The following is a 19,027-nucleotide window of genomic DNA, read 5'->3' as shown; positions in this document are numbered from 1 at the left end:
GCGGTAATGAAGCAGGACAGATTTCCATCGGAGACAAAAAAGAACATGGCCCGTATCACGCTTCGCCAGTTGCTCGATCATGCCGCCGAGAACGACTACGGCGTGCCCGCCTTCAACATCAACAACATGGAGCAGGCGCTGGCGATCATGGCGGCGGCCGACGCGACCGACGCGCCCGTCATCATCCAGGCCTCGCGCGGCGCCCGCAGCTACGCCAACGACATCATGCTCAAGCACATGATGGACGCCGTTACCGAGATCTACCCGCATATCCCGGTCTGCGTGCATCTCGACCACGGCAACGAGCCGGCGACCTGCATGACCGCGATCCAGGCCGGCTTCACCTCGGTGATGATGGACGGCTCGCTCAAGGCCGACGGCAAGACGCCGGGCGACTGGGACTACAATGTCGGCGTGACCAAGACGGTCACCGATATGTCCCATCTTGGCGGCATCTCGGTCGAGGGTGAGCTCGGCGTGCTCGGCTCGCTGGAATCCGGCGAGGGCGAGAAGGAGGACGGCCACGGCTTCGAGGGCAAGCTCAGCCACGACCAGCTCCTGACCAATCCCGACGAAGCCGTGAAGTTCGTCGCCGAGACCAAGGTCGATGCCCTCGCGATCGCCATGGGCACCTCGCATGGCGCCTACAAGTTCACCCGCAAGCCCGATGGCGCGATCCTGGCGATGCATGTCATCGAGGAGATCCACAAGCTGCTGCCGAACACGCATCTCGTCATGCACGGCTCGTCCAGCGTTCCGCAGGACCTGCAGGACGTCATCAACCAGTATGGCGGCAAGATGCCCCAGACCTGGGGCGTGCCGGTCGAGGAGATCCAGCGCGGCATCAAGCACGGCGTGCGCAAGATCAACATCGACACCGACAACCGCATGGCGATGACCGGCCAGATCCGCAAGATCCTCTCGGAGAACCCCGGCGAGTTCGATCCGCGCAAGTATCTGAAGCCCGCCATGGAAGCGATGACCAAGCTCTGCAAGCAGCGCCTGGAAGAGTTCAACACCGCCGGCCAGGCCTCGAAGATCAAGCGCGTCATCACGCTGGCCGACATGGCCAAACGCTACGCCAAGGGCGATCTCGACCCGACCTTCGGCGCCAAGAAGGCGGCCTGAGCTTCACTGCATTTGAGCAGGCTTTGAAACGGAAACGCCCGGTCGCATTGACCGGGCGTTTTGCTGTCAGGAGGTGGCCCCGGGTCGAACCCGGCCTTGACGGCGGCCCGCCTCACACCCCGATCTTGCCGCCGCCCTTCCTGGTGATCGCCACCACGGACGGCCGCACCGGCATATCCGGCTTGAAATCCGGCCAGCGGGTCGAGAGGTCCTCGTAATAGGAGCGGCGGCCGAATTCGGGCCAGTCCGGCCCATCGTCACCCGGATGCTGCACGGCGACGAAGGCTGTGGTGTCGTCCGGCGTGAAGCAGGGGCCGCACATCTCCGCGCCATGCGGCACGCGGTAGAACAGCTTCGAGGTCCGGCGCGCGCCACCCTCGGTATCGACCGCCCAGAGCCCGTCGGTGCGCCCGGTCACGTCGATGCCGTTCCCATCCGTCGCGACCCAGAGCCGCCCGGCGGAATCGACCACGGCATTGTCGGGCATGCCGAACCAGCCGTTCTTGGTCGTATCGGTCGAGAAGCTCGCACCGACCGCCGCGACGGATGGATCGCCGCATTTCAGCAGGATCTCCCAGCGCCCTCTGGTCGCCGTGTGATCGCCATCGGCCTCGGCGATCTCGATGATATGGCCGAAGGCGTTCTTGGCGCGCGGATTGGCAGCGTCGATCTCACCGTCCTTACGGCTCGTATTGTTGGTCAGCATCACATAGACCTTCCCCGTCACCGGGTTCGGCGTGATGTCTTCCGGCCGGTCCATCTTGGTCGCGCCGAGCAGGTCGCCGGCACGGCGCGCCTCGATCAGCACGTCGGCCTGGCTCTGGAAGCCGTTCGCGGCCGTGAGCGGGCCCTGCCCGAAGACCAGCGGCAGCCATTCATGCGCGCCCTCCGCCGCGAACTTGGCGACATAGAGCGTGCCGGCATCGAGCAGGTCGAGATTGCTGGCCCGGTTGTTCGGGTCGAAGCGGGCAGCCGTGACGAACTTGTAGACATAATCAAAGCGCTCATCGTCGCCGAGATAGGCGACGACGCGCCCGTCCCTGGCGACGATCATGTCGGCGCCCTCATGCTTGAAGCGGCCGAGCGCGGTGCGCTTCTTCGGCACCGAGTTCGGGTCGAACGGATCGACCTCGACCACCCAGCCGAAGCGGTTGGCCTCGTTCGGCTCCCTGGCGAGGTCGAAGCGCTCCTCGAAGCGGCCCCAGGCATAGGGCGAGGACGGCACGGCGAGGCGCTTGTAGTTCGCCTCCTCGCGATGGCCCTCCGCCAGCTTGCCGGAGAAATAGCCGTGGAAGTTCTCCTCGCCCGAGACGAAGGTGCCCCAAGGGGTCAGCGCGCCCGAGCAGTTGTTGAGCGTGCCCAGCACCTTGCGGCCGCTGGTATCGGCCTTGGTCTGCACGCGCTCATGGCCGGCGACCGGTCCCGAGAGCTGCATCTCGGTGGCGGCGGTGATGCGGCGGTTGTACTTGGAATCCCTGACCAGCGCCCATTGATTGCCGGTCTTGCGGATTTCCGCGACGGTCGCGCCATGCGCCATCGCCTCGATCGCGAAGCGCTCCGGCGTCGCGTTCTTCATCACCGCCTTGCCGTCCTTCATCTCGACGACGCCCGGGAACATCAGATGCGGGTTGGTATATTCGTGATTGACGAAGAGCAGCCCGTGGGCGGACGGATCGGCGGCACCGGTCATCGGCACATAGCCGACGAAATCGTTATTGTAGCCGAACTGCTTGCTCTGGGCCTCCGCGCTCTGCTTTGCCGGGTCGAAGGCTGGCGCATCAGCCGTCAGCGGGTCACCCCAGCGCAGCAGCACCTGCGCCTCGTAGCCCTCGGCGACGTGGTGATCGGCATCGACGCCGACCTCGACCTCCTTGAAGGAGAAGGCCGACTTGGCGCCCTGCGCCTGCGCCTCGGCAGCGGTTTCCAGCGCCAGCGTGCCGACCGTCGCCGAAATCGCCGAGACGGCGAGCGCGCCCTTGAGCAAACCACGCCGCGAAAAACGCTGCGAGATCAATTCACCCATGGTCGGATTGTCGGTCGGATTCCGCGGCTCGGCATCCTCATGCTCCAGCATGCTGGCGCCGAAGGTGGATTCGTACTCGTCGTCGCGCATGATCGGCCTCGGTCGCTTCGGATTGGAATAATGCGCAGCTAGGCCCGGCCATTGACAGCCGAATGACATCGCCCGTTACCGGCAGGCCATCTTCCAGCCAGTCCCGCCCTCAGACTGGTCCCGGCCCTGCGCCCGCCGCCCTTTCCGTCTCAGGCGATTTCTGGTTCAACGCTGGCTTGCTTCTGTCCCAGCCGGCTTCCCGCACCATGTCGATCGTCTTCTCTGCCCTGGTCGCGGTCTTCGTCGGCTTCGCCGCCTCCGTCGCCGTCATCCTCCAGGCCGCGCAGGCGCTCGGCGCCACGCCCGGCCAGACCATCTCGTGGATTGCGGCGCTCTGTCTCGCGACCGGCGCCTCCAGCCTCTTCCTGTCCTGGCGCTACCGCATGCCGATGATCTGCGCCTGGTCGACGCCGGGCGCCGCCCTCATCGCCGCCGTGACCGGATTCGACATGGCCTCAGCCGTTGGCGCCTTCCTGGTCGCGGCCGTGCTGATGATGCTGACCGCCGCCTTCCGTCCGCTCGGCAGGCTGATCGAGCGCATCCCGATGCCGGTGGCAGCCGCGATGCTCGCCGGTGTCATCTTCCGCTTCGTCATCGCGGTCTTCGACGAGATGCGGCTCTCGCCCGGGCTCGTCCTGCCGCTGCTCGCCGTCTTCCTGTTGGCGCGCCTGTTCAATCCCTTCCTCGGCGTCATCGCTGCGCTCGTCGCCGGCATCGCGATCAGCTTCGTTGGCGGCCTCGCCCATTGGCCTGCCGGAGCAATGACGCTGAGCGGCCTCGAATTCGTCACGCCGCGCTTCGATATTGCCGCCATGCTCGGAATCGGCGTCCCGCTCTATCTCGTCACCATGGCCGCCCAGAACCTGCCGGGTTTCGCCGTGCTGCGCGCCGCCGGCTACAATCCGCCGACCGCACCCTCGCTGTTCGTCACCGGCCTGACTTCGCTCCTGACCGCGCCCTTCGGCGCGCATATGACCAACATGGCCGCGATATCGGCCTCGATCTGCACCGGCGGCGACACCCATCCCGACCCTGCCCAGCGCTGGAAGGCCGGCGTGCTCTACGGCCTGTTCTATTTCGTCGTCGCCGCCTCTACCGGCTTGCTGATCGCCCTGCTGCTGGCGCTGCCCAAGGCGCTGATCGTCGCCGTGGCGGGCCTCGGACTGGTCGGCTCGCTGACGGGGGCGCTCGGACAGGCCATGTCTTCCGACAAGGAGCGCTTCGCCGCCGTCGTCACCTTTGCCGTCGCCGCCTCCAGCCTCTCGCTTTTCGGCATCGGATCGGCCTTCTGGAGCCTCGTTGCCGGCCTTGCGGTCTTGACATTGGACTTCGCTGCGGGCCGTTTGCGCAGCCGATCATGACCACACAATCATCCTCCACTCGCCTGATGCTCGTCACCCCTCCCGTCGCAGACGCGGAGGCCATGGCCTTTCGCCTGATGCAGGCCATGGCCGGCGGCGATGTCGCCGCCGTGCTGCTGCGCCTCAGCGCCGGCGACGACCGCAGCCGGATCGAGCGCGTCAAGCGCCTCGCCGGCCCGGTCCAGGCCAATAATGTCGCCCTCGTTGTCGAGGACAATGCGCTCGTCGCGGCGCGCGGTGGCGCCGACGGCGTCCATCTCACCGGCGGCCCTGCCGCAGTCTCCGAGGCCCGCTCCAGCCTGAAGAGCGAGCGCATCATCGGCATCGGCGCCTTGCGTGCGCGCCATGACGCGATGGATGCCGGCGAGGCCGGCGTCGATTACGTGATGTTCGGCGAGCCCCGTCCCGACGGCTCGCTGCCGCCGCTCGCGGCCGTGGTCGAGCGCGCCGGCTGGTGGGCCGAGATCTTCGAGACGCCCTGCGTCGCCTATGCGCCCGATGCCGACTCCATCCCCGCGCTGATCGAGACCGGCGCGGAATTCGTCGCGCTCGGCGCCTGGGCCTTCGACGAAGGGCAGGATATCCGCGCCCTGGTCGAGCAGGCCAACCAGGCGATCAGTGCCTGTGCCGCGCGGAAGACGGCCCGATGACGCGACTGGCCGGGCAAGCCTTGCTGGCCGGTGCCCTGCTCGCCGGCGCCCTGCTTGCCGGCCCGGCCGAGGCTGCGTCCACGCCGGATCTGGCCTATGGCGCCTATCAGGCCGGACATTATCGTCGCGCCCAGGCGGAAGCGCTCAAGCGCATCGAGGCCGATAGCAGCGATGCCGCCGCAATGACCCTGGTCGGCGAACTCTATCGCCAGGGCCTCGGGGTCGCGCCGGACCAGAAGGTCGCGACGGAATGGTATGAGCGCGCCGAGGCGCGCGGCGACATCAACGCGGCTTTCGCGCTGGCGACGCAGCTTCTCGACGAGAAGAGCGGCAAGCGCGACCCCGCCCGCGCCGGCAAGCTGCTCGAGAAGGCGGCTGCCGCCGGCCACCCCGCCGCCAACTACAATCTCGCGCTCGCCCTTCTCGCGGCGAACCGCGAAGCTGAGGACAAACGTGCCGTCGCCTGTCTTGAAATCGCAGCGAAATCCCAGATCGGCGACGCCATGCATGCGCTCGGCGTGCTGGCAAAGCAGGGACGTGGCATGCCGGAGAGCGAGGAGGTCGCCGCCCGCTGGATGAAGCAGGCGGCAGCGGCCGGCAACGTCCCCGGCGAGGTCGAATACGCCATCATGCTGTTCAACGGCACCGGCGTCGAGAAGGATGAAGCCGCCGCCGCCAGCCTGTTCCGGCGCGCCGCCTGGGAGGGCAACCCCATCGCCCAGAACCGCCTCGCCAAGCTCTACCAGTTCGGTCTCGGCATCGCGCCGGACACGATCGAGGCGGCAGCCTGGCATCTCGCGGCCCGCTCGCAGGGCCTCAAGGACCCCGCGCTCGACGACATGTTCGAGCGCCTCAAGCCCGAGCAGCAGGCCCGCGCCGCCCGCATGGCCGCCGGCCGGATCAGCACCGCCGTCTTGACGGCGCCGTAAGACCCGCGCAAGTGACGGCTCACTAAATTCTTGCCGGGCGCAAGGCTTGCGCCGCTGGCTCATCGCGTCGTTGCGGCGCGCAAGAGGTTTCCGATGATCCGCTCTCCCCTGATGACCGTGATGACCGACGCCGTGATGAAGGCGTCCCGCTCGCTCAAGCGCGATTTCGGCGAGGTCGAGAACCTGCAGGTCCTGGCCAAGGGCCCGGGCGACTTCGTCTCCAAGGCCGACACCAAGGCCGAGGAAATCCTCCGCGCCGCGCTGGAGAAGGCCCGCCCCGGCTATGGTTTCGTCATGGAGGAGAGCGGCGTCGTCCACGGCACCGACGAGAGCAACCGCTGGCATATCGACCCGCTCGACGGCACCCATAACTTCCTGCGCGGCATCCCGCACTGGAACATCTCGGTCGCGCTGGAGCGCGACAACCAGTTCATCGCCGGCGTGATCTACGACGCCGCCAAGGACGAGATGTTCATGGCCGAGAAGGGCAAGGGCGCCTATGTCAACAACCGCCGCCTGCGCGTTTCCGGCCGCAACGAGCCGGCCGACATGCTGATCGGCACCGGCATCCCGCATATCGGCAAGGGCGGCCACGGCCAGTTCCTGCGCGAACTCGCCGCCGTGATGCCGCGCTTCGCCAATGTCCGCCGCATGGGCTCGGCCGCGCTCGACATCGCCTATGTCGCCGCCGGCCGCATGGACGCCTATTGGGAACGCGGCCTCAACACCTGGGATTTCGCGGCCGGCGCCGTGCTGATCCGCGAGGCCGGCGGCACCTTCGGCACGCTCGACGGCAAGCCGGTGACGAGCGCCAAGGACATCATCTGCGGCAACGAGGCCGGCGAGCGCGCGCTCAGCCAGGCGCTCAAGACCGCGGCGGCCTGAGGCCAACAGCCCCGAAACTGTTGCTCTTTCGTGCTTGATCCCGGCGGCGTGGGAGGCGACAGTCCTCCCCGCACTCCGAGGCGAACGGAAGACGACGCATGGCGATTGAGGATTTCGCGGCCGAGCCGGCAACGGCCGCAACCGTGCGGACGCAGGTCCGCTTCTCCAGGCCGCTCCGCTACGTCGTCCGCGCGGTCCTGTTCCTCGTCCTGATCGGCTTCCTCGGCTTCATCCTGCAGGCCGGGCTGGTCCAGGCCTTCATGACCAATCCCGGTCTGAACGGGCTCATCCTCGGGGCCCTGCTCGTCGGCTGCCTGATCGCACTGCGCGAACTCTGGCGCATCCACAGCGAGGCGCGCGCCGCGACCAATCTCGCCGTCGCGCCTGCTTCCGCCGATATCCGCCGCGGCCAGGTCATCGCCCCGCTGGGCTCCGTCCTGCCGGCGCTGGAGCATGGCACCCTTGCCCCGGCCCAGGCCGTCACGGCGCTCGAATCGATCGCGGTCAGGCTCGACGACGGGCGCGAGGTGCTGCGCTATCTCAGCGGCCTGCTCGTCTTCCTCGGCCTGCTCGGCACCTTCTGGGGCCTGCTCGACACGGTCGGCTCGGTCGGCACCGTCATCAAGTCGCTGCGCACCGGTGCCGAGGCCGGTGTGCTCTTCGACGAGCTCAAGGCTGGCCTCTCCGCCCCGCTCGCCGGCATGGGCCTGTCCTTCTCCTCCTCGCTCTTCGGCATCGCCGGCTCGCTGATCCTCGGCTTCCTCGACCTTCAGGTCGGGCAGGCGCAGCGCCGCTTCCGCAACGAGGTCGAGAGCTGGCTCGGCAGCCGCACCGGCACGCCCGAGGCGCCCGCCGCCTTGCTTGCGGCCGGCAATCCGCTCGCCGACCGTTTCGAGCAGCTCAGCGCCGCCATGGCCGACGGCGCCTCCAACAACCGCGCCGCGACGCAGGCGCTCTCCAATCTGGCCGAGGGCATCCAGGGCCTCGTCCAGCACATGCGCTCCGAGCAGCAGATGATCCGCGACTGGGTCGAAGCACAGGCCGCCCGCGAGAAGGACCTGAAGCGCCTGATCGACCGCCTCACCGCCGACCAGGTGACCGAGCCATGATGCTGCTCGCCAAAGCAGGAATCTGACGGATGGCCCTCTCCCGCGCCCATCGCCGTGAGGACGTCAATTTCTGGCCCGGCTTCGTCGACGCGCTTTCGACGATGCTGATCGGCATTGTCTTCCTGCTGACGGTCTTCGTGCTCGGCCAGTTCTTCCTGTCGCAGGAATTGACCGGCAAGGACACCGCGCTGGAGCGGCTCAACAGGCAGATTTCCGAACTGACGGACCTGCTCGCCCTCGAGCGCTCCTCCAACCGGCAGGCGCAGGAAAGCCTCCAGCTGATGCAGTCGACGCTGGCCCAGACGCAAGGTGAGCGCAGCCGGCTGCAAGGCCTGATCGACACGCAAGCCGGCAGCAATGCCGGCGCCCAGCTCGCCGAATCGCAGAAGGCGCTGGATGCGGAGAAGCAGCTCTCCGCCCGGGCCCAGGCGACGGTCGATCTCGTCAACCAGCAGATCCAGGCCATGCGCCGCCAGCTCGCAGCGCTGGAGGAAGCCCTCTCCGCCTCCGAGGCCAAGGACAGGGATTCGCAGGCCCGCATCTCCGAGCTCGGCTCGCGCCTCAACGTCGCTCTGGCCCAGCGCGTGCAGGAACTGGCGCGCTACCGCTCGGACTTCTTCGGGCGGCTGCGGCAGGTGCTCGGCACACGGCCCGATATCCGTGTCGTCGGCGACCGTTTCGTCTTCCAGTCCGAGGTCTTCTTCGACGGCGGCCAGGCCGTGCTGAAGCCCGAAGGCAAGGTCGAGCTCGACAAGCTCGCCACCATCCTGCTCGATCTCGGCAACGAGATGCCGCCGGACCTGCCCTGGATCCTGCGCGTCGACGGCCATACCGACAACCGGCCGATCAAATCGGCGCAGTTCCCCTCGAACTGGTATCTCTCCTCGGCCCGCGCCATCGCCGTCGTCGAATACCTGATCTCGCGCGGCCTGCCGACCGACCGCGTCGCAGCGACCGGCTTCGGCGAGTACCAGCCGCTCGACGTCGCCAATACCGACGACGCCCACCGCCGCAACCGCCGCATCGAGTTCAAGATCACGGAGCGCTGAACATGTCCGTCAGGCGCCTGCCTTTCGCAATCGCGAGTGCTGTCGCCCTGCTGCTGGCAGCTCCGGCTTCGGCCCAGACGCCCAAGGACGGAGGGCGCTATCTCCACGACCTGATGAAGCAGCCGACCTATCGCGACGCCTGGACGCGCATGCTCGGCAAGCTCGGCCCGCGCGAATCCTGGCTCAAGGCTGGCAAGCTCACCGGCCCCGGCGGCCCCAGCACGATCGTCACCGTCGGTGGCCAGGCCTTCGAGCGCGTCGACACCTGCAAGCGGCACGACTGCGGCAACAACCAGTTCTATGCGCTGTTCTCGTCCGACGGCAGGGAGGCGCTCGGCGTCCTCGTCCAGCCCGGCAACATCCGCTTCTTCGGCCAACCCAGCGAAGAGCAGCAGCGCGCATTGGTGGGGCCCTAGCAGCCCACCAGCTCAGGCCGCCTCCAACCCGAACTGCAGCGCCGCCAGCCGCGCATAGAGACCGCCGCGCGCCTTGAGCTCGGCATGGCTGCCCTCCTCGACGATGCGCCCGTCCTCCATCACGAGGATGCGGTCGGCCGAGAGGATGGTTGCCAGCCGATGCGCCACCACCAGCGTGGTGCGGCCCTGCATCAGGCGGTCGAGCGCATCCTGCACCGCCTTTTCGCTTTCGGAATCGAGCGCCGAGGTCGCCTCGTCGAGCAGCAGGATCGGCGCGTCCTTCAGGATCGCCCGCGCGATGGCGAGGCGCTGCCGCTGCCCGCCCGAGAGCGTGACGCCGCGCTCGCCGACGACCGTCTCGTAGCCGTCAGGCAGGGCGCGGATGAACTCGTCCGCCGCCGCGAGCTTCGCCGCAGCCTCGACCTCCTCCTGCGAGGCTCCCGGCCGGCCATAGGCGATGTTGTCGCGCACCGAGACGCCGAACACCGTCGACTCCTGCGGCACCAGCGCGAAGCGCTCGCGCCAGGCCTCGGGATCGGCCTCGGGGCCCGCCACGCCGTCGACGACGACGCGCCCATCCTGCGGATCGTAGAAGCGCAGCGCCAGTTGCAGCACCGTGCTCTTGCCGGCACCGGACGGCCCGACCAGCGCGATCCGCTCGCCCGGCCGAACCGAGAAGGTCAGGTCCGACAGCGCCGGCCCGACACGGCCGGGATAGCTGAACGAGACGTTCTCGAAGGCGAACTCGCCGAGCGAGGGCGCCGGCATCGGCTTGGGATGCGGCGGCGCGGCGATGGCCGGCTTCAGCGCCAGGATCTCGCCGAGCCGGCTGGAGGCGCCGGCCGCCGCGCTGATGTCGCCATAGACCTCGGAGAGCTGGCCGAGCGAGCTTGCGGCCAGAACCGCATAGAGGATGAACTGCGAAAGCCGCCCGCCGGTCATCCGCCCGTCGAAGACCTCGGTCGCCCCGACCCAGAGCACGCAGACCACGCTGGCGCTGACCAGGAAGATCGCAACGCCTGAGAGGAGCGCGCGCGAGGCCGTCGCCTCCCGCGAGGCTGCATAGGCCCCGTCCGACGCCGCCTCGAACCGCGCCGAACTCTGCCCGGCGGCACCGAAGGACTGCATCGTGCGGATGGCGCCGACGGCTTCAGCCGCGAAGGCGGAGGCATCGGCGAGCCGGTCCTGCGCCGCCCGCGAGCGGCGCCGCACCGAGCGGCCGGACAGGACCAGCGGGATCACGATCAGCGGAATGACTCCGATGACGATCGCGGAAAGCCGCGGGCTCGTCGCCACCATCATCGCCAGCGCGCCGAGCGTCATGATGGCGTTGCGCAGCGCGATCGAGGCTGTCGAGGCGAAGGTCGACTTGATCTGCGTGGTGTCGGCCGTGAGCCGCGAGACGAGGTCGCCGGCCCGGCTCGAATCGAAGAAGGCCGGTTCCAGCCGCGTGAGATGGCGGAAGACATCGGCGCGGAGCGACGCGACGATGCGCTCGCCCACCGTCATCACCAGGTAGAAGCGTGCCGAGCTCGCCAGCGCCAGCACGCCGACCACGCCGATCAGCAGGATGAAATAGCTGTTGGCGAGCTGCTGCTCACCCCCGGTGAAGCCGACATCGATGACGCGGCGCACCGCCAGCGGCAGCGCCAGCGTCGCCAGCGAGGCGACGACCAGCGCGACGAGCGCGAGCAGGATCCGGCGCTTCTGCGCCCGGGCATAGGGCCAGAAGGTCGCCAGCGAACGGAAATCCGGCCGGGCCTTCCTGTCGTTCTTCTCAGCTTCGGCCACGCACCGGGCCTCCTGCATCTCGCGCACGCGTCGCGCGCGCTCTTTCGACCAATCTCAATCTCGCCTCCGTGAAGCCGATCATGGCGGGCTTGGCAAACGACGCAACGCCGCAGGGCCCCTCCCCGGGAGTGCGTCGCGCTTGCGCTGGAGCGCCGGCTGCGATATGTGCACCCAAATTCACGACAGGCTCATCCGAATTCTTTCGACGGGCCGGGCAGGCTCGCCTGCTTGTCGATGCGCCCGTTTTTGTAAGCTTTCTGAGGATTTCGTCATGGCCAAGGCTGGCATCCATCCCGACTATCACGCCATCAAGGTCGTCATGACCGATGGCACCGAATATGCCACCCGCTCGACCTACGGCAAGGAAGGGGACACCCTCAACCTTGACATCGACCCCACGACCCACCCGGCCTGGACCGGCGGCACCCAGCATATGCTGGACCGCGGCGGCCGCGTCTCGCGCTTCAACACGCGCTTCGCCGGCCTGGGCGCGATCGGCAAGAAGTGATGCTGCGGCGCTGCGGCGCCGCCGTCCTTGATCTCGAACAAGAAAACCCGGCCTCGCGGCCGGGTTTTTCCGTTTTGGCATGATCCGAAGCGCAGCGCCTCGACGGCGCCGCGCTCCCGAATGATCAGTGGGCGAGCCCGAGCCGGGCCTGCAGGCTGGCGAGCTGGTCCAGGACCGGGTTGACGGCCGCGCGCACAGGCGCCTGGCCCGACATCTGGCCCTCCAGATGGCGGATGCGCTCCTGCAGCCTGAACGAATGCGCCATCAGCTCGCGCAGCCGCTCCGGCAATTGCGCCACGATAGACTCCGACGGCGGCGCCATCGGGTCGCCGATCTTGACCTTGTTGTGCTCGGTCCGGGCCTGCTCCGCGGTGAGCTCGCCTTCCGCCACTGCCCGCTGCACCAGGAGCCAGGAGGCGACCTGCATCAATCGCGTGGTCAGGCGCATGCTCTCGGTGGCGTAGGTCAGCGAGGCCTCGCGCGGCAGGGCGGCGGCATCCTTGCGCCCGTCTCCGTCGAGATAGCCCGCCGTCTGCTCGACCAGTCCCATTCCCTCGCGAAACAGCAGCATGAAGGCGTCGGAGCGCACGAAGCCCCGAGCAAAGGAAATCGCGCCCTCTTCCGTCTGCGGGTCGAGCAACTGGGCGTCGTTCATGCGGTGTCTCCCATCGGCACAAGCCCGTGCGCCTCTGGAACGCGTCACGGATCAGGACACCGATGTCGCAAGGATAGCGCCGATCACGGTCGCCGGCGCCGGTAAGGTGTCGTTAACCTTAACGAGGCTAAACCCCTGTGGCGACAACAAGGCGGGCGGCTCCACAGGAGCATCCCAGATCCGCCGGGTCCGGGGAACGCGCAGACAAAAAAAGAGCCGCCAAAGGCGGCTCGAAGGTCAACAGGGAGGCGTCAAACAGAGTGGGCAGGAGCCACTCGACATCCAGACAAACTGGATGATGCGATTCATACTTTGGAATCATTAACGCCCTGTTAACGGGCGTTTCTTTTTGACGCTTTTTCAGGCGGGCTTGCGGAAGAACGCATCCGCGGCAGAGCGAGAGGCGTCCTTGCGGGACCGGGTCTCGATCAGGCGCTCGATCTCGGCCTTGAGCGCGGCGACCCGCTCGTCGATCTCGCCAAGCGACAGCGTCGACAGATCCTGCCCGATCTCGTGCACGCTCTTCGGCTTGGGGCGGTCATCCTCCGGGAATATCGACATGGCGGCCTCGCATCTGCTCAAACTGCGCGGGGCACGCTAGCTAAGTTTCCAACGCAGTCACGCTGCGACGCACCAAACGAGGACACTGCGCCATGACGGCACTTCCCGAAACGATGACGGCGATCGGCATGGCGGCTCCGGGCGGCCCCGAGGTCCTCAGGCCGGAAACGCGTCCGGTCCCGAAGCCCGGTCCGGGCCAGATCCTCGTCGCCATCGCTGCCGCCGGCGTCAATCGGCCGGACGTCCTGCAGCGCCAGGGCGGCTACAATCCCCCGCCCGGCGCCTCCGACATCCCCGGCCTCGAATTCGCCGGCAGGGTTGTCGCGCAGGGTGAAGGCGCCAATCGCTTTTCCGTCGGTGCACCCGTCTGCGCCCTCGTCGCCGGCGGCGGTTATGCCGAATATGCCGTGGTCGACGAGAGCAACGCCCTGCCCGCCCCCAAGGGCCTGACGCTCACCGAGGCCGGGGCGATCCCCGAGACCTTCTTCACGGTCTGGACCAATGTCTTCCAGCGCGGTCGCCTGCAGGCCGGCGAGAGCTTCCTCGTCCATGGCGGCTCGTCCGGCATCGGGACCACGGCGATCCAGCTCGCCAAGGCCTTCGGTGCGACCGTCATCGCGACGGCCGGCTCCGACGACAAATGCACCGCCTGCCTGAAGCTCGGTGCCCACCACGCCATCAACTACCGGACGGAGGATTTCGTCGCAGCGGCGAAGGCGGCGACGGGCGGGCGCGGCACCGACCTGATCCTCGACATGGTCGGCGGCGACTATATCGACCGCAATTACGAGCTGGCCGCCGATCAGGGCCGCATCGTCCAGATCGCCTTCCTCAACGGGCCGAAGGCCACGGTCAATTTCAGCCGCTTGATGCTGAAGCGCCTGACCCATACCGGCTCGACGCTGCGGCCGCGCACCGTTGTCGAGAAGGCCGCCATCGCCGCCGAATTGCAGGCCAAGGTCTGGCCGCTGCTCGAGACCGGGCGCTGCAAGCCGCTCATCCACGCCACCTTCCCGCTGGCGCAGGCAGCCGAGGCCCATCGCCTGATGGAATCCAGCACCCATATCGGCAAGATCGTGCTGACGGTGTGAGCATCGCTTTTCATAGACACTTGCCCCGCCCTCGCCTATAAGGCGCGCCATCCTGCTCATCGTCGATGATTTGGATGGCCGGCCGGGGAGGCCGGTCGGCGCATGAGAGCTATTGTCCGCGACCCTGCCTTAAGAGCCCCTGCGAGCGGCGGCGCGAAGGCGAAGAGGAGACCGTACCGTGTCACAAACCCCGCTGATGCCCAAGGCCACCGCGGTCTGGCTGGTCGAGAACACCTCGCTGACATTCGAGCAGATCGCCGAGTTCTGCAAGCTGCACCCGCTCGAGGTGCGCGGCATCGCGGACGGCGAAGTTGCCGCCGGCATCAAGGGCCTCGACCCGATCACCTCCGGCCAGCTCACCCGCGAGGAACTGGAGCGCGCCGCCAAGAACCCGAGCCACCATCTCAAGCTCGCCGAGCGCAAGGTGAAGGTGCCGGAGATCAAGCGCACCAAGGGCCCGCGCTACACCCCGGTTTCCAAGCGCCAGGACCGGCCGAACGCCATCCTCTGGCTGCTGCGCAACCATCCCGAGCTCAAGGACGCGCAGGTCATCCGCCTGATCGGCACCACCAAGTCGACCATCGCGCAGATCCGCGACCGCACCCACTGGAACGCCCAGACGCTGACCCCGATCGACCCGGTCAGCCTCGGCCTGTGCTCGCAGATCGATCTCGATTTCGAAGTCGGCCGCGCCGCCAAGGACCGTCCGGCCGCGCTGGTCGAGGCCGGCTCGACCCTGCTCACCGTGGAAGAGGCCACTGCTCCGGAGCCGAAGCCCAGCGAGAGCCAGCCCTTCGCCGACATGAGCCGGCCGAAGCGCGAGGAGGAAGCCGCGATCGACGTCGATTCCGTCTTCGCCAAGCTGAAGCAGCTCAAGCGCCCGGCCGACGAAGAAGACGACGAGTAAGAGCTCTCAACCACGGACGCTGCGCATGTCGGGAATGGACGGTCTCGCCTTCACCTTCCTCGGCACCGGCGCACCGCCCGTCAGCCTGCGCCGCGCCGGCCCCTCGCATCTCGTCGAGGCGGCTGGCCGCAAGCTGCTGATCGATTGTGGCTCCGGCGTCGGCCAGCGCCTGGTCGCCGCCGGCACGCGCGGCGCCGATATCGACGCCCTGATCGTCACCCACGAGCATTCCGACCACCTGGTCGATTTCTACCAGCTCGTGGTCTCCTCCTGGCATCAGGGCCGCGCCAGGCCCTGGCGCGTGCTCGCTCCCGCGCCCGCGCTCGCCAATCTCCGCGCCCAATATGCCGCCTTCGAACGCGAGCGCACCCTGCGCATCGCCTTCGAAAAGCGCCCCGACGCAACGGGGCTTGAGGTTATCTTCGAGGAATTGCGCGAAGGTCCGGTCTCTGGCCTGGGCGAGCTCTCCATCGAGGCTTTCCTGGTCGATCACCGGCCGGTCGAGCCTGCTTTCGGCCTGACCTTGTCGCATGGCGGCACGCGGATCGTCTTCTCAGGAGACACCCGCCTCACGCCCTCGCTGGAGATGCAAGCCAACGGCTGCGACCTCCTGGTCTGCGAGGTGTTCATTGCCAGCCAGATGCCGATCGTCGCGGGCGTTCGGTCGCCTGAAACCGTCGCCGCGGTCGAGAGCTATCACATGACGCCCGCCATCGTGGCGGGGCTCGCGACGCGTGCCGGTGCCAAGGCATTGGCACTGACTCATCTGGTCCCGCCGAACGCGGACACCACCGCGCTCGCCCGCGAAGTCCGGGCCGCGGGCTATGGCGGTGCCTTGCTGGTCGGCGAAGACCTCATGCGTCTCGACGTGCCGGAGCGCCTGCTGAGTTGGAACGGCGCGACGGTCGCGTACTAGCTCCGAGACGACCGGCCGCTACCCGATCCCCCTGCCCTTAAGGGCTACGCCGATCTCGCCGAGCACGGCGGTGTCCTCGATCGTCGCCGGCACCGCATAATCCTCGCCATCGGCGATCTTCTTCATCGTCGCCCTAAGGATCTTGCCGGAACGCGTCTTCGGCAGCCGGGCGACCGTCAGCGCCAGCTTGAACGCCGCCACCGGCCCGATCCGCTCGCGCACCAGCGCGACGAGTTCCTTCTCCACCTGCTCGGGCGTCACGGTCGCGCCCGCCTTCAGCACGACGAAGCCACAGGGCTGCTCGCCCTTGAGCGCGTCGCGAATGCCGACGACCGCGCATTCCGCCACGGCCGGATGCGCCGCCAGCACCTCCTCCATGCCGCCGGTCGAAAGCCGGTGACCGGCGACATTGATGATGTCGTCGGTGCGGCCCATGATGAAGACATAGCCGTCCGCGTCGATGAAGCCGGCATCCGAGGTGTTGTAGTAGCCCGGATAGGTCGTGAGATAGGCCTCCCTGAAGCGCTTATCGTCGTTCCACAATGTCGTCAGCGCGCCGGGCGGCAAGGGCAGCTTCAGCACGATCGCGCCCATCGTGCCGGGTTCAACCTGTCGCCCGCTCTCGTCGAGGCATTGCACGTCCCAGCCGGGCAGCGGCACGGTCGACGAGCCGTGCTTCACCGGCAGGAGGCCGAGGCCCAGCGGATCGCCGACGATCGGCGAGCCGCTCTCGGTCTGCCACCAATGGTCGATCACTGGCACGTTGAGCATCGCCTCGGCCCATTTCAGCGTCTCGGGATCGGCTCGCTCACCGGCAAGGAACAGCGCCTTGAAGCGCGACAGGTCGTGGCCGGCGAGGTGCTTGCCCTCCGGGTCCTCCTTGCGGATGGCGCGGAAGGCGGTCGGCGCCGTGAACAGCACCTTGGCGCCATGCTCGGCGATGACCCGCCAGAAGGCTCCGGGATCGGGCGTGCCGACCGGCTTGCCCTCATAGAGCACGCTGGTGGCGCCCTGGATCAGCGGCGCATAGACGATATAGCCGTGGCCGACGACCCAGCCGACATCGGACGCGCAGAACATCACCTCGCCCGGCCCGACATCGAAGAGCTGGTCCATCGTCGCTTTGAGCACAACCATGTGCCCGCCATTGTCGCGCACCACGCCCTTGGGCCGGCCGGTCGTGCCGGAGGTGTAGAGGATGTAGAGCGGGTCGGTCGCCGCGACCTCGACGCACTCGGCCTTGCGCCCAGCCGCCTTCGCAGCAGCCACCAGCGTGCGCCAGTTCTTGTCGCGGGTCGCATGCATCGAGGCATCGACTTGGGGTCGCTGCAGCACGACGCAGGCCTGCGGCTTGTGCCTGGCCATCTCGATCGCGCCGTCGAGCAGCGGCTTGTATTCGACGACGCGCGTCGGCTCGATGCCGCAGGTCGCGGTCAGGATCACCTTGGGCTCGGCATCGTCGATGCGCGTCGCCAGCTCCTTCGCCGCGAAACCGCCGAACACCACCGAATGCACCGCGCCGATCCGGGCGCAGGCCAGCATCGCGAAGGCGGCTTCCGGCACCATCGGCATGTAGATGATGACGCGGTCGCCCTTGCCGACGCCGAGGTCTTCGAGCACGGCGCCGAGCGTCGCGACCTCGTCCAGCATCTCAGCGTAGGTATAGCTCGCCTTCGTACCGGTGACCGGGCTGTCATAGATCAGCGCGGCCTGATCGCCGCGCCCGTCGCGCACATGCCGGTCCAGCGCGTTGAAGCAGGTGTTGCAGGTCGCATCCGGGAACCAGCGGCCATAGATGCCGGCGGAGGCGTCGAAAGCCTTCTCGGGCGGCTTGATCCAGTCGATCGCGTTGGCCATGTCGAGCCAATAGCCATCCGGATCGGCCTGCCAGCTTGCATAGGTTTCGGCATAGCCTTGCGCCGGGCGGGCGGGCGCCGCATGGGGGCCATTCATCGCAAGCGTTCCTCTGCGCCGGGTTTCATCCTAAAGCCCCGTGGCAAGCCGGCGATGGCGGGGCTGATTTTGCGCGGAATCCTGCGCACTGCCCCCGGTCAACGCAAGCTCGCTGTTTTAAGACTTTCGCCCATCCCATTCTGCACGTCCCGGCTCAGCGGCGCAGCCCTCCATGCCCTTCGATCTTCTCTTCTTCGCCGCCATGGTGCCGGCCGTCATCCTGACCGGCCTGGCCAAGGGCGGCTTCTCGGGCATCGGCCTGCTCTCCCTGCCCTTGATGGCGCTGGTGGTCTCGCCGGTGACCGCCGCCGCGATCATGCTGCCCTTGCTGATCGCGCAGGATGTCGTCTCGGTCTGGTCCTACCGGCGCGATTTCGACCGCCGCAACCTCGCGACGCTGGCGCCCGGTGCGCTGCTCGGCATCCTCGTCGGCTATCTGCTGGCCGCGAAAGTCTCGGACGCGGCGGTGGTGCTCGCGGTCGGGCTGATCTCGGTCGGCTTCGCACTGCGCCGCATGCTGAGCGACGGCCGGAAGCCCGCTGTCGCCACGCAGGCGAACTGGAGCGCCGGCAGCCTCTGGGGCTTCCTCTGCGGCTTCACCAGCATGGTTGCCCATGCCGGCGGCCCGCCCTTCCAGATCTATGTCATGCCGCAGAAGCTGAAGCCGGCCGTCTTCGTCGGCACCGGCGCTGTGTTCTTCGCCGCAATGAACCTGGTGAAGCTCATCCCCTATCTCGCGCTCGGCCAGCTCAACAGCCAGAACCTCATGGCCTCGGCCGCGCTGCTGCCCTTCGCCGTCGCGGCGACCTTCGCCGGGGTCTGGCTGGTCCGGCGCGTGCCCGCGGAGCGCTTCTACGGCATCGTCTACTGGCTTCTGCTGCTGGTGGGCGGGAAGCTGATCTTCGACGGCCTGCGCGACCTGCATCTTCTCGGCTGATCGGCCTCCGCGCGATTGCGCCGCATCGGAAAAAGGGATGGATTACCCGGGAGCGCGCCAGCCGCTAA

18 protein-coding genes are annotated in these 19,027 nt (G+C 67.8%); 13 read left to right on the top strand and 5 right to left on the bottom strand.

Translation table 11 applies throughout. The features are described 5' to 3' along the window. Nucleotides 1-45 precede the first annotated feature (45 nt). A complete protein-coding gene (gene fba / locus AC1RLU_RS02550) occupies nt 46-1,128 on the top strand; it encodes a class II fructose-bisphosphate aldolase (RefSeq protein WP_492793705.1) in 1,083 nt (360 codons plus the stop codon). Nucleotides 1,129-1,240: 112 nt separating this feature from the next. Here the strand turns inward: fba and AC1RLU_RS02545 are convergent, their stop codons facing one another. Then, nucleotides 1,241-3,241 carry a PhoX family protein gene (locus AC1RLU_RS02545; protein ID WP_492793704.1) on the bottom strand — a complete coding sequence of 667 codons (2,001 nt, stop codon included), beginning with the start codon at nt 3,239-3,241 and terminating at the stop codon, nt 1,241-1,243. 206 nt (nt 3,242-3,447) lie between these two features. Between AC1RLU_RS02545 and AC1RLU_RS02540 the strand changes: the two genes are divergently transcribed. The 7 genes from AC1RLU_RS02540 to AC1RLU_RS02510 all read left to right on the top strand — a co-directional run bounded on the left by AC1RLU_RS02540 (nt 3,448) and on the right by AC1RLU_RS02510 (nt 9,640). Next, nucleotides 3,448-4,602, top strand: a complete 1,155-nt coding sequence (locus AC1RLU_RS02540; protein ID WP_492793703.1) for a benzoate/H(+) symporter BenE family transporter — start codon at nt 3,448-3,450, stop codon at nt 4,600-4,602. Next, nucleotides 4,599-5,252, top strand: coding sequence for a thiamine phosphate synthase (locus AC1RLU_RS02535; RefSeq protein WP_082617572.1), 654 nt, complete (start codon nt 4,599-4,601; stop codon nt 5,250-5,252). Before AC1RLU_RS02540 ends, AC1RLU_RS02535 begins: the two co-directional genes overlap by 4 nt. Then, the gene (locus AC1RLU_RS02530; protein WP_091857032.1) at nt 5,249-6,181 is read left to right on the top strand and encodes a tetratricopeptide repeat protein; all 933 of its coding nucleotides are present in this window, start codon (nt 5,249-5,251) and stop codon (nt 6,179-6,181) included. Before AC1RLU_RS02535 ends, AC1RLU_RS02530 begins: the two co-directional genes overlap by 4 nt. Before the next feature lie 93 nt (nt 6,182-6,274). Further along, the gene (locus AC1RLU_RS02525) at nt 6,275-7,066 is read left to right on the top strand and encodes an inositol monophosphatase family protein (protein WP_061969866.1); all 792 of its coding nucleotides are present in this window, start codon (nt 6,275-6,277) and stop codon (nt 7,064-7,066) included. Nucleotides 7,067-7,164: 98 nt separating this feature from the next. Beyond that, nucleotides 7,165-8,175, top strand: a complete 1,011-nt coding sequence (locus AC1RLU_RS02520) for a flagellar motor protein MotA (protein WP_492793702.1) — start codon at nt 7,165-7,167, stop codon at nt 8,173-8,175. A gap of 29 nt (nt 8,176-8,204) precedes the next feature. Then, on the top strand, nt 8,205-9,224 hold the full coding sequence (locus AC1RLU_RS02515) for a peptidoglycan -binding protein (protein WP_492793701.1): 1,020 nt from the start codon (nt 8,205-8,207) through the stop codon (nt 9,222-9,224). Between the two features lie 2 nt (nt 9,225-9,226). Next, nucleotides 9,227-9,640, top strand: a complete 414-nt coding sequence (locus AC1RLU_RS02510; protein WP_492793700.1) for an Ivy family c-type lysozyme inhibitor — start codon at nt 9,227-9,229, stop codon at nt 9,638-9,640. 12 nt (nt 9,641-9,652) lie between these two features. Here the strand turns inward: AC1RLU_RS02510 and AC1RLU_RS02505 are convergent, their stop codons facing one another. Beyond that, entirely contained in the window at nt 9,653-11,449 is a 1,797-nt protein-coding gene (locus AC1RLU_RS02505; protein WP_492794307.1) for an ABC transporter transmembrane domain-containing protein, read from the bottom strand. 253 nt (nt 11,450-11,702) lie between these two features. Here AC1RLU_RS02505 and rpmE point away from each other — a divergent pair, with 253 nt between their 5' ends. Then, nucleotides 11,703-11,939, top strand: coding sequence for a 50S ribosomal protein L31 (rpmE, locus tag AC1RLU_RS02500; RefSeq protein ID WP_061969875.1), 237 nt, complete (start codon nt 11,703-11,705; stop codon nt 11,937-11,939). Between the two features lie 124 nt (nt 11,940-12,063). Here the strand turns inward: rpmE and rcdA are convergent, their stop codons facing one another. Further along, the gene (gene rcdA, locus AC1RLU_RS02495; RefSeq protein ID WP_091857028.1) at nt 12,064-12,594 is read right to left on the bottom strand and encodes a protease adaptor protein RcdA; all 531 of its coding nucleotides are present in this window, start codon (nt 12,592-12,594) and stop codon (nt 12,064-12,066) included. Nucleotides 12,595-12,954: 360 nt separating this feature from the next. Continuing rightward, nucleotides 12,955-13,155, bottom strand: coding sequence for a DUF1192 domain-containing protein (locus tag AC1RLU_RS02490; protein ID WP_061969879.1), 201 nt, complete (start codon nt 13,153-13,155; stop codon nt 12,955-12,957). A gap of 92 nt (nt 13,156-13,247) precedes the next feature. Here AC1RLU_RS02490 and AC1RLU_RS02485 point away from each other — a divergent pair, with 92 nt between their 5' ends. From AC1RLU_RS02485 to AC1RLU_RS02475, 3 genes are all read left to right on the top strand, one after another. Further along, nucleotides 13,248-14,246 (top strand): NAD(P)H-quinone oxidoreductase, encoded by a 999-nt coding sequence (locus AC1RLU_RS02485; RefSeq protein WP_492793699.1) that lies wholly within the window; start codon nt 13,248-13,250, stop codon nt 14,244-14,246. A 178-nt stretch (nt 14,247-14,424) separates the two neighbouring features. Beyond that, a complete protein-coding gene (locus AC1RLU_RS02480) occupies nt 14,425-15,153 on the top strand; it encodes a DUF1013 domain-containing protein (RefSeq protein ID WP_091857026.1) in 729 nt (242 codons plus the stop codon). Between the two features lie 25 nt (nt 15,154-15,178). Further along, nucleotides 15,179-16,069: an MBL fold metallo-hydrolase gene (locus AC1RLU_RS02475; RefSeq protein WP_492793698.1), complete on the top strand. Its 891-nt coding sequence runs from the start codon at nt 15,179-15,181 to the stop codon at nt 16,067-16,069. 18 nt (nt 16,070-16,087) lie between these two features. Here the strand turns inward: AC1RLU_RS02475 and AC1RLU_RS02470 are convergent, their stop codons facing one another. Further along, the gene (locus tag AC1RLU_RS02470) at nt 16,088-18,022 is read right to left on the bottom strand and encodes a propionyl-CoA synthetase (RefSeq protein WP_492793697.1); all 1,935 of its coding nucleotides are present in this window, start codon (nt 18,020-18,022) and stop codon (nt 16,088-16,090) included. Between the two features lie 172 nt (nt 18,023-18,194). Here AC1RLU_RS02470 and AC1RLU_RS02465 point away from each other — a divergent pair, with 172 nt between their 5' ends. After that, a complete protein-coding gene (locus AC1RLU_RS02465; RefSeq protein WP_091857023.1) occupies nt 18,195-18,959 on the top strand; it encodes a sulfite exporter TauE/SafE family protein in 765 nt (254 codons plus the stop codon). Nucleotides 18,960-19,027 lie beyond the last annotated feature (68 nt).

It is taken from the genome of Allobosea sp. GW822-FHT05A11 (assembly GCF_058800455.1).
Note: the sequence above shows the minus strand (reverse complement) of the source record. Positions and strands in the feature narration are given on the sequence as shown.

Excerpts from the sequence above, each read along its gene's own strand:
- AC1RLU_RS02485 (WP_492793699.1), top strand. The coding sequence starts at position 13,248 with ATGACGGCACTTCCCGAAACGATGACGGCGATCGGCATGGCGGCTCCG.
- AC1RLU_RS02510 (WP_492793700.1), top strand. The coding sequence starts at position 9,227 with ATGTCCGTCAGGCGCCTGCCTTTCGCAATCGCGAGTGCTGTCGCCCTG.
- AC1RLU_RS02475 (WP_492793698.1), top strand. The coding sequence starts at position 15,179 with ATGTCGGGAATGGACGGTCTCGCCTTCACCTTCCTCGGCACCGGCGCA.
- AC1RLU_RS02525 (WP_061969866.1), top strand. The coding sequence starts at position 6,275 with ATGATCCGCTCTCCCCTGATGACCGTGATGACCGACGCCGTGATGAAG.
- AC1RLU_RS02530 (WP_091857032.1), top strand. The coding sequence starts at position 5,249 with ATGACGCGACTGGCCGGGCAAGCCTTGCTGGCCGGTGCCCTGCTCGCC.
- AC1RLU_RS02505 (WP_492794307.1), bottom strand. The coding sequence starts at position 11,449 with ATGCAGGAGGCCCGGTGCGTGGCCGAAGCTGAGAAGAACGACAGGAAG.
- AC1RLU_RS02520 (WP_492793702.1), top strand. The coding sequence starts at position 7,165 with ATGGCGATTGAGGATTTCGCGGCCGAGCCGGCAACGGCCGCAACCGTG.
- rpmE (WP_061969875.1), top strand. The coding sequence starts at position 11,703 with ATGGCCAAGGCTGGCATCCATCCCGACTATCACGCCATCAAGGTCGTC.
- AC1RLU_RS02540 (WP_492793703.1), top strand. The coding sequence starts at position 3,448 with ATGTCGATCGTCTTCTCTGCCCTGGTCGCGGTCTTCGTCGGCTTCGCC.
- fba (WP_492793705.1), top strand. The coding sequence starts at position 46 with ATGGCCCGTATCACGCTTCGCCAGTTGCTCGATCATGCCGCCGAGAAC.
- AC1RLU_RS02545 (WP_492793704.1), bottom strand. The coding sequence starts at position 3,241 with ATGCGCGACGACGAGTACGAATCCACCTTCGGCGCCAGCATGCTGGAG.
- rcdA (WP_091857028.1), bottom strand. The coding sequence starts at position 12,594 with ATGAACGACGCCCAGTTGCTCGACCCGCAGACGGAAGAGGGCGCGATT.
- AC1RLU_RS02470 (WP_492793697.1), bottom strand. The coding sequence starts at position 18,022 with ATGAATGGCCCCCATGCGGCGCCCGCCCGCCCGGCGCAAGGCTATGCC.
- AC1RLU_RS02515 (WP_492793701.1), top strand. The coding sequence starts at position 8,205 with ATGGCCCTCTCCCGCGCCCATCGCCGTGAGGACGTCAATTTCTGGCCC.
- AC1RLU_RS02490 (WP_061969879.1), bottom strand. The coding sequence starts at position 13,155 with ATGTCGATATTCCCGGAGGATGACCGCCCCAAGCCGAAGAGCGTGCAC.
- AC1RLU_RS02535 (WP_082617572.1), top strand. The coding sequence starts at position 4,599 with ATGACCACACAATCATCCTCCACTCGCCTGATGCTCGTCACCCCTCCC.
- AC1RLU_RS02465 (WP_091857023.1), top strand. The coding sequence starts at position 18,195 with ATGCCCTTCGATCTTCTCTTCTTCGCCGCCATGGTGCCGGCCGTCATC.